Origin of the sequence: Streptomyces sp. CB02959, assembly GCF_002803155.1 — a bacterium.
Taxonomy (GTDB): Bacteria; Actinomycetota; Actinomycetes; order Streptomycetales; family Streptomycetaceae; genus Streptomyces.
The window spans coordinates 363603-378107 of the sequence record NZ_NNBP01000009.1 but is presented as its reverse complement, the minus strand read 5'-3'; the positions used below and the strand labels follow the sequence as shown (position 1 = coordinate 378107).

Sequence of the window (14505 nt, the reverse complement as noted above, 5' to 3'; positions counted from 1 at the left end):
GTGTTCCGCGTGCACGATCCTTTCCTACGGGCGCAGTTGGCGATTGCCGCGCTGTTCTGCTCGCTGGGATTCCAGTACGCCACCTGGGCGGCACGGATCCCCGCGCTCAAGGCACACCTCGGCCTGACCGCCGCGGAAGTGGGGGTGCTGCTGATGGCCACCGGGGTGGGTGCGGCGGTGTCGTTCCCCCTGGTCACGCTGTTGATGAGCCGACTGGGGGCGAAGCGCCTGGCGCTGCTGTCCGCGCTCGGCCTGACCCTGTTGCTGTTCGCGTTGGCGGCGGCGCCCGACTACCCGACCGCCCTGGCGGTCATGGGCGTGGACGGCGTTCTGGTGGGATGCCTGAACGTCGCCATGAACGCGCAGGGCGCCGCACTCGAAGCCAGGCACCGGCGGCACGCGATGGCCAGACTGCATGCGACCTTCAGCGCTGGGTCGTTGGCCGCGGCCGTCCTCGCTTCGGGGATGACCGCGGTGACCTCGGCCGTGGCCGCGCACTTCGCGGTGGCCGCCGCCGTCCTGCTGCTGTTGGTGGGATACGCCGGGCCGGGTCTGCTGACCGAAGAGCGGCCCGCGGCGCGCAAGGAGCCGAAGAGCCGCGGCCGATGGGCGTTGCCGTCCCGCATGACGCTGTGGATGTGCTGCGCCATGGCGTTCGGCACGGTGACCGAAGGCGCCATGAACGACTGGTCGGCGCTCTACCTGAAGGACGTCGCCAAGGCATCGGCGGAACTGGCGCCCATGGGCATTGCCGTCGTCTCGGGCGTGATGGTCCTGGCCCGGCTGTTCGCCGACGGCTGGCGGGGCCGCTGGGGCGACGGGCCCCTCGTCCGTGCCGGCAGCGCACTGGCCGGGGTGGGTCTGGCGCTCGCCCTGCTGAGCGGTGGCGCGGTGCCGGCCCTGATCGGCTTCGCCTGCGTCGGTCTGGGCATCGCCGCCGTCACCCCGTGCGTCTACGTGGCCGCGGCCGGACAGGGCGCCCGGGCGCTCACGCTGGTCGCCGCGATGGGCACGCTCGGCCTGCTGGCCGGACCGCCGTTCATCGGCTTCGTCGCCAACGCCGTCGGCCTGGCGTGGGGGATGGGCGCGGTCGCCGCCTCGGCGGTCGTCGTGGCGCTGTGCAGTACCCGGATCCGCTGGCCGTCCCGGACGACACCGGCCGCCGCGTCCGCCGGCGAACCCGCCTGATCCGCTCCACCGCAGCCGCGGTCGCACCCCGTCGGGGCGCGACCGCGGCTGTCCACGGGCCCGAACGCGGCCGGGCCGTAAGGCGGTTCAGCAGGTGCCGAGGTCCTGCCAGGCACCCCAGTCACCGGTGGTCCCGGGCTCCTCGCCCGTCGTCCACCACTTGGCCTTCCAGTTGTGCCCCTGGTACGAGACCTGCTGGCCGCCGGTGTAGACCGTGCCGCCGGCCCACGGGGCGGCCGTGCACTGGTTGCCGGTCCCGCCGGTGACGGTCAGTGCGTACGACGTGCTGTGGCTGCCGGACGGGCCGGTGCCGGTGACGGTGAGGTGGTAGGTGCCGGAGGCGGCCGCCGTGGTGGTGGACAGGGTGAGCGTCGAGGTGCCGCCCGCGGTCACCGAGGTGGGGCTGAGCGAAGCGGTGACGCCGGCGGGGGCCCCACTGACGGTGAGGTCCAGTGACTGTGCCGTGCCGGCCGTGACCGCGGTTCGCACCGTGGCGGTGGCCCGGCCGCCCGCGGCCACCGAGCCGGTGGCGGGGCTGGCGGTCACCGAGAAGTCGTCGGCCGGTGCCGTGCCGCCGCCGGTGAACTGTTCGAAGATGTGGCTGAAGTCCCAGGTGTTCTGCGGGATGCTGGAGCATGTGTCGCCGGACGGGGCGCCGGGGCAGCTGCCGTTGTCCCGTTGCAGCGCCCAGAACGACAGGGTGTTGATGCCCTTGGCCACTGCCCAGTTGTAGACCGCGGTGGCGTTGGCCAGGGTGAAGGTCTCGGCCGGGCCGAAGTCGTCGACGCCGGGCATCTCGATGATCCCGATCATGGACCACAGCTGGGCCGGGGTCTTGTTCGGGTAGAGCGGTGCGAGCTGGTCGTACAGCCCCTGGGCCGCGGTCTGGGTGTCCTTGGCCATGTCGTGGGTGGCGTTGTCGTAGTAGTCGAACTTCATGATGTTGGCGACGTCCACGCGTGCGCCGTTGCGGACCGCGCTCTGCAGTACGGCCAGTCCGCTGTCGGTCAGTCCGTGGGTCGTCGTCGGCAGGGTGTAGGAGATCTCGACCGTGCGGCCGTTGGCCGCCGCCCAGTCCTGGACGAGCTTGATGGCCTTGTTCCGGCGGTCGACGGCGGCGGAGTCGTCCAGTGAATCGGCCTCGATGTCCATGTCGAGCCGGGTGACGTCGTATGTCGTGATCACCTTCTCGTACGTGGCGGCGATCTGGTCGACGTCGGTACAGCTGTCGGCGATTTCGGTGCCGGTGGTGTCCGCGGTGTACCCGCCGAAGGAGGGGATGACGTCACCCCCCTTCGCCTGGATGGTCTTGATGTCGCTGCCGAACGAGGCCGTGGAGATGGGGGTGTCGGTGCTGCCGTTCCAGTAGGCGGTGCAGGAGCCCTTGGCGGCTGTCTGGACGAAGGCCATCGTCAGGTGCCTGGCGCCGGACTGGGCGGAGAGCGCGGCGGGGCTCTCGCCCGTCCACGACTCGAAGTAGGGAGCGAACACGTGGGCCGGGAGCGGGGTCGCCGCGTGGGCGGCGCCACCGCCCAGGGCGGTCAGGCCGGCCGTGGCCACGGCGGTGACGGTTGCGGTGAGGAGTGCTCGGAGGGTGCGCCTGCGTCTCATGACTGTCCCGGGTGTGGAGAGGTCGACCGCCAATTCCCCTTGTACGCAGCGGTATTGCCTCTGGGATAACCCTGGCGTCAGGGGCATGTCAATGGACTGGACCAAGATAGGACTAGACCAATAGGACTCGGGATGCGCCATGGTCCTGCCCAGCGCCCGCCCGCCGCGCTGGACCACGCACCCGCGCGTTCCGGGGCGTGGACCGCCCGTCGGCCGAGCACGGCGGAGGCGCGCACGGCACCGTCCGACCCGGCGGTTCCGGGGTCCGGGGTCACACCGCCGGACCGGGACGGACGAGGACGGGGAGGGTCTGGTGGCCGTTGGTGAGGAAGGACGGGAGGGGGACGAGACGGCCGACGGGCACCGCGAGGGTCAGGCGGGGGAAGCGGGCGGTGAGCATCCGCAGGGCGGTGGTGGCTTCGAGCCGGGCCAGCGTGGCGCCGAGGCAGGTGTGGACGCCGTGGCCGAAGGAGAGATGGGTCTTGTCGGGGCGCGTCGGGTCGAACCGGTCCGCGCTCGGCCCGTGCAGCGCGGGATGCCGGTTGGCGGCGGAGTAGGCGGCGAGGATCGCCTGCCCCTTGCGGATGACTGTCCCGTCCGACAGGGGGATGTCGATGGTGGCGAACCGCATCGGGAGGAGGGGTACGGGCGCCTGCCAGCGCAGCGTCTCCTCGACGACATCGCCCCAGGACAGCGCGCCGGACCGGGCCGCGGCGAGGTGTGCGGGATGGCTGAGCAGGGCGACCAGTGCCTGGTCGATGAGGTTGACGGTGGTCTCGTACCCGGCGCTGACCACCAGCAGCAGGGTGTCCCGCACCTCCTGGAGGGTGAGGCCGGGCTCCTGGCCCTCGGGGTCACGGGCCTCGATGAGGCGGGTCGTGAGGTCGTCGCCGGGCCGGTCGCGCTTGACGGCGAGCAACTCGTCCAGCGCGGCGTAGAGGCGCTGTGTGTTGGCGGCGGCCGCCTCGGCGGTGACGTTGGTGGCGAAGACGCCGTGCACGGCCCGCCGGAAGTCGGGCAGCAGGTGGCCGGGCAGTCCCATCAGATGACTGATGACCCGGACCGGCAGCGGAGCGGCGAACCGCTCGCGCAGGTCGATCACGTCCCCCACCTCCGCGGTGTCGAGGTCGTCCAGCAGCCGGCCGGTGAAGCGCGCGATGTCGGGTTCCAGCGCGGCGATGGTCCGCGGCGCGAACGCGGGGGCGATCAGCCGCCGCAGGCGCCGGTGCTCGGAGCCGTACGCGGTGAACATGTTCTCGACCGCCACCCACAGGTGCAGGGGCCAGTCGGTGGTCCGGTCGGGGAAGCGGTCCCAGTGCCGGTGGGCGTTCTTGGACACCCGCGGATCCAGGAGCAGCCGCTTCAGCAACTCGGGGTCGGTGACGGCCCACGCCTCCTCGCCGAGCACATCGACCCGGACCAGGGGGCCGCCGGCCCGTAAGGAGACGTCCTCGGCCTGGCGGTCCTGGCCGGACGGGTCGAGGACGTGGGGTGACTGCTGAGGCATGGCCGGCTCTCTTTCGGGACGGGTGCCGCGGACGCGGGTACGGGCGAGGGGAGGTGCGGAGGGGGCGCGGCGTGGCAGGAGGCGGCGGGTGCCGAATGCGGGCACCGCGTCGGTGCGGTGGGGCGGGCGGGGCGGAGTCCGAGTCCGCTACGACGGGGTCCTGGGAGGCGCGCGGGCACCCTGCCCCTATGGCTACCCGCGGAGGACCGGGCGGCACGCCCTGCCCGCACTCGACCGAATGTGCTGCTCAGGGCCTGTTCAGCGGGGGTCGGGTGGGAGCGTTGGGGCTTCCGGGGAGCAGGTTGGAGCGCCGTGGTCGAAAACCGGTGGTGTGTGTCCCCCGGCCAGTGGCGCAGACCGGCCACGGCCGCCGCGCAATGCCCGACGGGGGGCTCGGGCGGTGGCGCGCGCCGACCCCGCGGGTCGCGCGGGACGTCGCCCCGGCCCGGTTCGTGCGCCGTGGGATCGGTCAGTCGGCCGTGTGGACGCGTTCGCCGCCGACGTAGGTCTGGAGGACCTTGGCGCAGGCGATCTCCTCCGCCGGGGCGGTGAAGATGTCACGGTCCAGGACCACCAGGTCGGCGAGGTGGCCGGCCTGGAGCGTACCGGCGTCGTCGTGGCCGTTGACGTGCGCCGAGCCGGCCGTGTAGGCGGCGACGGCGGTGGTGAGGTCGAGGCGCTGTTCGGGGAGGAAGATCCGGTCGTCGGTGGCGTCCGGTTCCCTCCGGTTGACGGCGACGTGCAGGCCGGCGAGCGGATCGGGGCTGCTGACGGGCCAGTCGCTGCCGGCCGCGAGGGTGGCACCGGCCCGCAGCAGGGAGCCGAACGGGTACTGCCAGCCGGCTCGTTCGGGGCCGAGGAAGGGGATGGTCAGCTCGTCCATCTGGGGTTCGTGGGCGGCCCAGAGCGGCTGGATGTTGGCGATGGCGCCGAGCCGGGCGAAGCGCGGCAGGTCGTCGGGGTGCACGACCTGGAGGTGGGCGAGGTGGTGCCGGGCGGTGCGGCGGCCGTTGGCGGCGCGGGCCGCCTCGATGGCGTCCAGGGCCTCGCGGACCGCGCGGTCGCCGAGGGCGTGGAAGTGCACCTGGAAGTCCAGCGCGTCGAGTGCGGTGACGTAGTCGCGCAGCGCCGCCGGATCGACGAAGCTCAGACCGGCGTTGGCGGTCGCGCAACCGCAGGCGTCCAGATAGGGGCTGGTCATGGCGGCGGTGAAGTTCTCCGCGATGCCGTCCTGCATGATCTTGACCGACCCGGCCCGGAACCTGCCGTGGCCCAACTCGGCGCGACGGGCGGCGAGTTCGGGGATCTGCTGGGCGTCGCGCTCCCGATCCCACCAGAGCGCGCCGGTGACCCGGGCGGTCAGGCTTCCGGTGCGGGCGGCGGTCACATAGGCGTCCGAGGGGTCGGCCTGGCCGTGGAAGGAGCCGAGCAGGGCGTCCTGCCAGCCGGTGACGCCGAGGGAGTGCAGCAGTGCCTGGGCGTGCAGCAGGGCGGCCAGGCGGTCGGCGGCGGTGCGCTGCGGCACCAGCCGGGTGACCAGGCCGGTGGCGCCCTCTTGGAGGACGCCGCTCGGCGTGCCGTCGGGCTCGCGCTCGATCCGCCCGTCGGCCGGGTCGGGGGAGTCCTTGGTGAGACCGGCCAGTTCGAGGGCGCGGGTGTTGACCCAGGCGCCGTGATGGTCGCGGTTGGGGAGGTAGACCGGGCGGTCCGGCACCACGGAGTCGAGCAGCTGGCGGGTGGGCAGTCCGCCGGCGAAGCTCTCCAGAGACCAGCCGCCACCGGTGATCCAGGCACGTTCGGGGTGCGCGTCGGCGAACTCGCGGACGCGCGAGAGGTACTCGTCGACGCCGACGGTTCCGGTGAGGTCGCACTCGGCGAGCTCCAGACCGCCGAAGACGGCGTGGATGTGCGCGTCCTGGAAGCCGGGCAGCAGCAACTTGCCGGTCAGGTCGACCACTTCGGTGCCGGGCCCGATCAGCTCCCGGACGTCGTCGTGGCCGACGGCGGTGATCCGCTCGCCCGTCACGGCGAGGCTGCTCGCCCGGGTGCGGGCGGGGTCCGAGGTGTGAATGGGACCGTTGGTGAAGACAAGGTCGGCCTTGGCCATGGGGGTCTCCCGTCAGGTGGGGGTCCGCGGACGATCCGCGGGGCAGAGGGCGTGGCGGTCGGTCAGGCGCCCGGCGTCGCCGCGTCTTCCTCGGAGCGCGGCAGGAAGTATGGTGCCCGTCGGCGCCAGCGGGCCCACGCGGCGGCCAGCAGCCCGGAGACGAGCATCAACGCGACCACCGCCAGCTCGAACCAGCCGTTGTCGGCGGCGAGCGCGAAGTGGTCCGTCGACCGGAAGAAGTCCCAGGCCAGGTAGCCGCCGACGGCGAGCAGGACGAGCGCGCCGAGCAGCGGCGCGACGACCACCCGCAGCGCCTCGCCGGGAGAGGTGCGCAGCAGCGGGCGGAAGTGCACCGCGGCCGCGATCGCGGTGAGGGCGTAGTACAGCGCGACGACGATGCCGATGGCGTTGACCGCGGCGGAGATCAGCGCGCCGACGGTGGGGATGACCAGCGACAGCAGGGCCAGCAGGATGGCGACCCCCGTGATGAGCAGGGTGCCCGCGGCGGGGGTCCGGTGGCGGGGATGGAGCCGGGTCCACACCCGCCCGAGCGTGCCGTCCCGGCCCATCGCGTACATCCCGCGTGCGGTGGGGATGACCGAGGCCTGGAGGGACGCCGCCGCCGAGAAGGTCAGCGCGATCAACGGCAGGGCGGCGAGCGGCTGGTGGGCGAGTTTGCTGCCGAAGTACGTCAGTCCGTGCGCACCGTTGTCGGCCAGTTCGCCCAACGGGAGCACCCGCTGGAAGGCCGTTCCGGCGAAGACGAACAGCAGCATCATCAGGGTGAGGGAGATGAAGCCGCCACGGGAGGCGTCGCGTGCGTCGCGGACCTCCTCGCCGACGCTGAAGACCGATTCGAAGCCCCAGTAGCAGAACACCGCCAGCACCATGCCCTGGGCGAGGGCCGACATCGAGGGGATGCCGAACGGGTTGAACCACTCCAGCGACCACGGCTGGTCGCCGGCGAACAGGCCGTAGCCGCAGAAGCCGAGCAGCACGGCGTACTCGAAGACCAGCAGGTACTTCTGGAGCCGGGCCGCCAGGTCGAGCCCGCGGATCGCGACCAGGGCGGCGGCGATCAGCACGACCAGGCCGACGAGGGTCGACTGGAGGGTGGAGTCCGGATCGAGGGCCAGTCGGCCGACGCGGTGGACGGTGGCCTCGCCGAGCAACTGGAGGACGGCCGAGCCGGTCACGGCGGTGGTGTAGGCCATGAAGACGACGGTGCCGACGACGTTGACCCAGCCGGTCAGGAAGCCCAGCCAGGGGTTGAGGATGCGACCCACCCACCGGTAGCTGCTGCCGGCGTCGGGTTCGACGCGGTTGAGGCGCCCGTAGGCGCCGGCTATGGCGAGCACCGGCAGGAACGCCACCAGCATGATCGCCGGAAGGTGCAGGCCGACGACCCCGGCTGTCAGCCCGAGTCCGATGCCGATGCTGGAGGTGGCCGCGGTGCTCGACGCGGCGATCACCACCGCGCCGCCGACCCCGACCGACCTGGGCATGCCGGTCGGGTGGCGCCCGTCGGCCGTACCTGGACGTGTGCTCGTGTCCTTGACCCTGGCTGCCAATGGATCACCGCCGTACTCGTAAGGAATCCGACCGGATGGCCGGTTGGCTGGAAATGAAAGCGCCCACGGACTTCTCAGGTCAATGACGTTGTCGTAAGGTGCGAGGCCATGGCCGAACGAGTGGTTCCCGAGCCGCAGCGGCGGCGCAGAAGACCGACCAAACAAGGCGTCGTGCTCTCCCGGCAGTTGATCGTCGAGACCGCGCTGCGCCTGGTCGGCCAGCACGGCGCCGAGGCGCTGACGGTACGGAGGCTGGGCGCCGCGCTCGGCGCCGACCCCAGCGCGGTCTACCGGTACTTCCGCAACACCGACGACCTGCTCCTCGCCGTCGCCGACGAACTCATCGGACGCGCCCAGCACGGCTGGCGACCCACCGGTGACTGGCGCGCCGACCTGCGCGAGATCGGCCTGCGGATCCACCGCGCATACCAGGCACACCCCCAGGCGGCACTGCTGGCCGCCCACCGGACCACCGGGCGCACCCACGAGGCCCGTGCCGTCGAGGCGATTCTCGGCGTGCTCCGCGGGGCCGGTTTCCCGGACCCGGAAGCGGTCCGGATCTACCACGCCTTCGTCGACCAGAGCCTGGGGTTCGCGGCCCTGGACGCGGCCGCCCTGGCCCTGCCCGCCGCCGCACGGACCGCCGATCACGTCGTCTGGCAGGCCAGCTACGGTCGCCTGACGGCCGACACCCACCCCAACATCGCGGCCACCGCCCCCCTGTTGGCCGCCGATATGCGCCGCAGCGGCTACCCGTACGCACTGGAGATGCTGCTGGAGGCCGCGGCGGCCCGCCTGCCGCGGCCGAACGAACCGCCCCACGGGCCCTGATCCGGCACCCGCCCCGGGGCGAAGCCGACCGAGGTGCCGCTCGCCGCCCCGGACCGACGGTCCGTCAGCTCCCGGCCAGCCGGTGGAGCCTGAGCGCGATCTGCAGTTCCAGCGCACGCTCGGGGCTGTTCCAGTCGCGGCCCAGCAGGGTCTGGATGCGGTCCAGCCGCTGCACGACGGTGTTGACGTGGACGTGGAGTTCGTCCTTGGCGCGGGTCAGACTCCCGCCGCAGCCGAAGTACGCCTCCAGGGTGCGCACGAGTGCGGTGCCGCGCCGGTCGTCGTACCGCAGGAGCGGCCCCAGGACGCTGGTGATGAACCCTTCCGCGTCCTTCTCGTCACCGAGCAGCACCCCCAGGAACCCCAGGTCGGCGGCGCAGGCACCGCCCACCCGCCCCAGCACGCGCAACGCCCGCAGACAGCGGGCCGCCTCGGCGTGGGCGGCGGCCAGTGCCTGGGGGCCGGCGGCGGGACCGGCCGCGGCCACCGTCACCGGCGCACCGGTGAGTCGGGTGAGGTGCGCGGCGGCGGCCCTGGCGGCCTCGCCCGGCGCGGTGCCGTCGTCCGTGAGCAGGACGACCACGGCTCCGGCGTGTTCGGCGCTGATGCTGTCGCCGGCGGAGCGGTAGCGCATCGCGGCCGCGGCCAGCCGCTGGCGGGACGCGGCGTCCGCCCCCGCGACCAGCAGCAGATGGGGGCTGTCGAGGTCGAAGCCGAGTCGGCGGCCGCGCTCCGCGAGGCCGATGGGATCGCGGTCCGGCGCGTTGAGGAGATCGGTGATCAGTTCGCCCCGGATCCGGTTCTCCGCCTCGGCGACGGACCGCCGTTGCAGGAGGAGCAGAGCGGTGACGACACCGGCCCGCTCGAAGAGCCGCCGGTCGGCGTCGTCGAGGTCGGGCCGGCCGTACAGGACCAGGCTCCCCAACAACTCCTGCCCGGCCAGCACGGCACACGTCCAGCGACCGTCGTGGAACACCGTCCGGCCGGCGGCCCGGGCGTCCGCCACCACCTCGGCCACGGTGCCGCCGCCGGTGAACGCGGCGCCGCCCGGGCCCACGGCGGCGAGGGCGCGCCCCTCGGGGTCGTGGATCGTGATGGCTCCGTCCAGGAGCCCGGCGACCGCGGCGGCCACCTCCGGCACGTCGCCGCCGCGCAGCACCAGATCGGTCAGCCGGTCGTGCGCCTCCTCGGCGCGCTGCACGGCGGCGGCGTGCTCCTGGATGACCTTGTTGGCGGCCGCCAGTTCGGCGAGGGCGGCCCGGGTGTGGGTGAGCGCCTCGGCGGTGTCGATGGCGATGGCGGCGTGCGCGGCCAGCGAGCACAGCAGGGCGACCTCGTCCGGGGAGAAGGTCCGTGGGGTGCGGTCGGCGGCGAAGAGCACCCCGATGACCTCGCCACCGCCGCCGCTGCCGGACCCCAGGAGCAGCGGTACCCCGAGGATCGCCACCAGGCCCTCGTCCAGGACCCCGGCATCGATGGTGCGGGTGTGACGGAAGCGCTTGTCGGTGCGGTAGTCGGGTGTGACGTACGGTTTGGCGTTCTGCGCGACGAGGCCGCCGAGGCCGTCGCCCAGCCCCAGTCGCAGCCCCTGGAAGAGCGCGGACACCGAACCGTCGGTCACCCGCATGTAGGTGTCGTCGGCCGCCGCGTCGGGGAGCGTGAGATACGCGGTGTCGGTGCCGAGCAGCGTCCTGGCGCGGCGGACGATCGACTGGAGGACGGCCCCGAGGTCGCGCAACCCGGCCAGGTCGCCGGCCGTGTCGAACAGCGCGGCGAGCTCCGCCTCGCGCCGGCGGTGCTGGCGCAGCACGCTCCCCATCCGCAGGGCGGTGCGGGTGGCGCTCTCCACCTCCGCCAGGTCCGGCTCGCCGACCCCCTCGACACGCGCTTGGGCGGCGACCGCGCCGATCTCCTCGGCGGGGGCGTCCGCACCGAGGAGATCGAGCAGGCGGCGCAGATACGGAGCGGCGGAGGTGGTGGTGTCCGGGGTCATGTGGCGAGCCATGGTGGGAAGGAGGGCGAACGGTGGCGGGGTCGGAAGGCGAGTGGACGGCGGCGGGCGGGGGCCGGGCTGCCCGTCCCCCTCCCGCCGCAGGATCTCAGGCGGACGAAGCGGCTGTCTCCCCCGGGGCCGGAGCTGACTTGCCGTCAGTTCCCGGGCCGACGTCGGCCAGGTCGCGCCCCCGGGTCTCCCGCGCGGCGAACAGTGCGCCCACGGTCAGGAGCGCGGCCAGCGTCACATACAGCGCGATCGGCGTCGCGCTGCCGTACGACGACAGCAGCGCGGTCGCGATCAGCGGCGCCGGCGCTCCCGCCGCCACCGAAGCGAACTGGGCACCGATCGACGCCCCCGAGTACCGCATGCGGGTCGCGAACATCTCGGAGAAGAAGGCGGCCTGCGGCGCGTACATCGCACTGTGGAACACCAATCCGACCGTCACCGCCAGCACGAGAGCCGGGAACGACCGGGTGTCCAGCAGCGCGAAGAAGGCCCACGCCCACCCGCCGACGCCGACCGCCCCCACCAGGTAGACGGGCTTGCGTCCGATCCGGTCCGACAGCGCCCCGAACAGCGGAATGAGGCAGAACTGGATCGCGGAGCCGATCAACACGGCGTTCAACGCGTCCTGCTTCTCGACCTTCAGATGCTCGACGCAGTAGGCGAGCACGAACGTCGTGATCACGTAGTACGAGATGTTCTCGGCCATCCGCGCCCCCATGGCGACCAGCACATCACGCCAGTGGTGGCGCAACACCGCCAGCAGCGGCGGCTGTTCGGCGCCCTGCGCGGCCTTGCGCCGCTCCGCCTTGGCCAACGCCGCCTGGAACACCGGCGACTCGTCGACGGAGAGGCGGATCCACAGACCGACGCCGACCAGCACCGCCGACAACAGGAAGGGAACGCGCCAGCCCCACGCGGCGAACGTCGTATCGCTCTGCAGGGTCGTCATCAACGACAGCACGCCGACGGCGAGCAGATTGCCCGCCGGGGCGCCGCCCTGGGGCCACGAGGCCCAGAAGCCACGCCGCTCGGCATCGCCGTGCTCGGAGACCAGGAGCACCGCCCCACCCCACTCACCCCCGAGGGCGAAGCCCTGGACCAGGCGCAGCACGGTCAGCAGCACCGGCGCGGTGACCCCGATGGTGTCGTAGCCCGGCACACAGCCGATCAACGCACTGGCCCCACCCATCATCAACAGGCTGACCACCAGCAGCTTCTTGCGGCCGATGCGGTCGCCGTAATGGCCGAACACCAGGGCGCCCAGCGGCCGGGCGACGAACCCGATGGCATACGTCAGGAACGAGAGCAAGGTGCCAGTCAACGGGTCCGACTCCGGGAAGAAGACGCGACCGAACACCAGCGCCGCGGCGGAGCCGTAGAGGAAGTAGTCGTACCACTCGATGGTGGTCCCGACGAGACTGGCAGCGACGACGCGTCTGAGACCGGCGGGCGTCGGGGGAGCGGTTGCAGGGGCGGCCATGGGTACCACTTCCGGGCAGCTTACGGGGACGGATTCGTGTCGCCACACCGTAGAAACGCGCAGGTCAGGGGGGTATGTGGTGGACCGCCATACTTACGGGCCGAGAGGTGTGCGGGGGCACCATCACCGCAGCGGACGGGGGCATGGCGACCACTCAAGGGCCCGAATCCGATGGTGTCAAAGTTGCGTCGTTTGGGATGATTCGGTGGCAAGTCCGCTTAAGCGTTGCATCGCCGGTCGGTCGCCGGGCGGTGCCCGGTTGTGAGGAATTCCGTCACCGCCCGGTCGCCGCAGGCGTTGCCGTTGGCGAGGTAGACGCCGTGGCCGCCGTGGTCGACGGTGACCAGGCGGGCGCGCCGGTCGAGGGCGGCTCGCATGTGCCGGGCGCCGAAGCAGGGCGTGGTGGGGTCCCGGAGGTTCTGGATCATCAGGATGTTGGAGGGCCCGTCCGGGGTGATGTGGACCGGCTTGTCGGCCGGCTCGCTGTGCCAGAAGGCGCACGGGGTGATGTTCACCGGCTGCCCGGCGGTGAGTGGGTGTCGCACGCGGTCGGCGGCCACGTCGTGGGCGTAGCCGCGAACGTCGTGGGGCCAGCGCACGTCGTTGCATTGTGTCGCCATGAACACTGCGGCGTCCCGGTCCGGCATCGGCGTTCCGTACCCCGGGGGCAGGGCGGGTGTGGTGTGCGAGACCTCGGCCGCCTTGATCAGGCGGGCCAGCCAAGGGAAGTTGGCGTCCCCGGTCAGCGCCTGTTGGACGGCCTGGCGCAGAAGGTTGCCGGTGAGAGGTTTGTTCGGGGTGGTGGTGGGTCGGGGTGCGCGGTCCAGGCGGTCGGCAAGAGTCAGCACCTTCGGTCGTACTTCGCTTGGGAGTTGGGCCAGGCGCAGCCCGTCGCGAGCGCGGGCCGGGTCGGCGGCCCATCGGGCGAAGTCGGGGAACCGGTCGTCGGCGCCGACCGCTGTGTTGGCCAGCCAACCACGCCCCACTCGCGCCGGGTTAGGGTCGTCGGTGCAGGTGCTGGGCCGGATGCGTTCGGCCCGTGTCCTGCGCCGTGCCGCCCCACCGCGAAAGCCCCATACGATGGGCCGCCCGCCGCGTCACGGCGGCGAGTTCGCCTTCAGCGACCAGGCCACCTGAGACATCCCCGACGCGCAGACCGTCACGAAGACCCGGCTGTATGGGACCGCCACCGCCCAGGCATGGGACCGCCTCCACCCACGGCTGACACACCGCTCCGCCTGGGTCGCCGAACTGGGAACCCTCCCACTCATCGAGGGAACCGTGATCCATCTGCGGGTCGAGCACCTGCCCAGCGGCGCCATCCCGAAACCGGTGTGGCTGTGGTGGTCGGGCACCGACGCCACCCCTATTCAGGTCGACCTGCTCTGGCAGGTCTTCCTGCGACGCTTCGACATCGAGCACACCTTTCGGCTGTTCAAGCAGACCCTGGGCTGGACCCGCCCGAAGATCCGCACCCCCGAAGCCGCCGACCGGTGGACCTGGCTCATCCTGGCCGCATACGCCCAACTACGGCTGGCCCGGCCGCTGGCGGCCGACCTGCGGCGGCCGTGGGAGAAACCGAATCCGTCCGACCGTCTCACCCCGGCCCGAGTCCGCCGCGACTTCAGGCACCTCCGCCCGAAGACGCTCTGCCCAGCCGAAGCACCGAAACCCTCCCGACCCGGCCCAGGCCGACCTTCCCGGCCGCAAGAACACCCACCCCACACCCCGCCACGACGTCCACACAGTCCGCAAAACAGACACAACGAAACGACGAACGAAGAAATCAACAACCCCACGCCCCCGCCGCAAAGGTTAAAGATCAAGCTAGTGCCGCATCAAGCAACGTTCGCCTCGTAGAATGGGGTTGCGGCAGATCGGCGCGCGCTGGCGTGCGCGTACTACCGCTGGGCAGAGCATGTCACCGGCTGGCCTGCTGCTCCCTTCCGTTGGTCCAGGACGCGGCCGTCGCCTTCCATCAGGAGGCAGTGCGCCACGCCCTTGTCAGTAGGCGCGACCTTGAGGCGTGGAGCGTGCCCGCCGTCCTCCCGTGCGCTCCAGCTTGCTCCGCTCACCTTGGCCGGCACGCTTACCGCGCCGTTGAGGCCGTCGGTGTAGTCGTGCCTGACGGATTGCAGGTTGCCTCCTTCGGTCCAGGCTTTGTACGTCACGTCGGAACTATCGGCACTGCAAGCCGTCAGGAGTCCG

General features: G+C 72.1%; 10 protein-coding genes and 1 pseudogene. 3 read left to right on the top strand and 8 right to left on the bottom strand.

Translation table 11 applies throughout. From position 1 onward, the window contains the following. The gene (locus CG747_RS17465) at nucleotides 1–1188 is read left to right on the top strand and encodes an MFS transporter (RefSeq protein WP_100602720.1); all 1188 of its coding nucleotides are present in this window, start codon (nucleotides 1–3) and stop codon (nucleotides 1186–1188) included. An 87-nt stretch (nucleotides 1189–1275) separates the two neighbouring features. On the opposite strand, the gene CG747_RS17460 is transcribed toward CG747_RS17465, so the two are convergent. The 4 genes from CG747_RS17460 to CG747_RS17445 form a co-directional block, all read right to left on the bottom strand. Further along, the gene (locus CG747_RS17460; protein ID WP_100602641.1) at nucleotides 1276–2799 is read right to left on the bottom strand and encodes a chitinase; all 1524 of its coding nucleotides are present in this window, start codon (nucleotides 2797–2799) and stop codon (nucleotides 1276–1278) included. Between the two features lie 271 nt (nucleotides 2800–3070). Further along, entirely contained in the window at nucleotides 3071–4306 is a 1236-nt protein-coding gene (locus CG747_RS17455) for a cytochrome P450 (RefSeq protein WP_100602640.1), read from the bottom strand. Between the two features lie 469 nt (nucleotides 4307–4775). Beyond that, entirely contained in the window at nucleotides 4776–6413 is a 1638-nt protein-coding gene (locus tag CG747_RS17450; RefSeq protein WP_100602639.1) for an amidohydrolase, read from the bottom strand. A 62-nt stretch (nucleotides 6414–6475) separates the two neighbouring features. Next, a complete protein-coding gene (locus CG747_RS17445) occupies nucleotides 6476–7918 on the bottom strand; it encodes an APC family permease (protein ID WP_180985579.1) in 1443 nt (480 codons plus the stop codon). A 174-nt stretch (nucleotides 7919–8092) separates the two neighbouring features. Between CG747_RS17445 and CG747_RS17440 the strand changes: the two genes are divergently transcribed. Continuing rightward, nucleotides 8093–8815, top strand: a complete 723-nt coding sequence (locus CG747_RS17440) for a TetR/AcrR family transcriptional regulator (protein WP_100602637.1) — start codon at nucleotides 8093–8095, stop codon at nucleotides 8813–8815. A gap of 64 nt (nucleotides 8816–8879) precedes the next feature. Here the strand turns inward: CG747_RS17440 and CG747_RS17435 are convergent, their stop codons facing one another. The 3 genes from CG747_RS17435 to CG747_RS17425 form a co-directional block, all read right to left on the bottom strand. Continuing rightward, entirely contained in the window at nucleotides 8880–10808 is a 1929-nt protein-coding gene (locus CG747_RS17435) for a helix-turn-helix domain-containing protein (RefSeq protein WP_100602636.1), read from the bottom strand. A gap of 106 nt (nucleotides 10809–10914) precedes the next feature. Beyond that, entirely contained in the window at nucleotides 10915–12297 is a 1383-nt protein-coding gene (locus tag CG747_RS17430) for an MFS transporter (RefSeq protein WP_100602635.1), read from the bottom strand. 218 nt (nucleotides 12298–12515) lie between these two features. Further along, complete coding sequence (locus CG747_RS17425; RefSeq protein WP_308303787.1) at nucleotides 12516–13283, bottom strand: alpha/beta hydrolase; 768 nt, start codon at nucleotides 13281–13283, stop codon at nucleotides 12516–12518. Between the two features lie 22 nt (nucleotides 13284–13305). Between CG747_RS17425 and CG747_RS17420 the strand changes: the two are divergent. Continuing rightward, nucleotides 13306–14116 (top strand): annotated as a pseudogene (locus tag CG747_RS17420) (transposase); the annotation flags it as partial. Between the two features lie 82 nt (nucleotides 14117–14198). Here CG747_RS17420 and CG747_RS47330 read toward each other — a convergent pair. Further along, nucleotides 14199–14468, bottom strand: coding sequence for a hypothetical protein (locus tag CG747_RS47330; RefSeq protein WP_146022098.1), 270 nt, complete (start codon nucleotides 14466–14468; stop codon nucleotides 14199–14201). Nucleotides 14469–14505 lie beyond the last annotated feature (37 nt).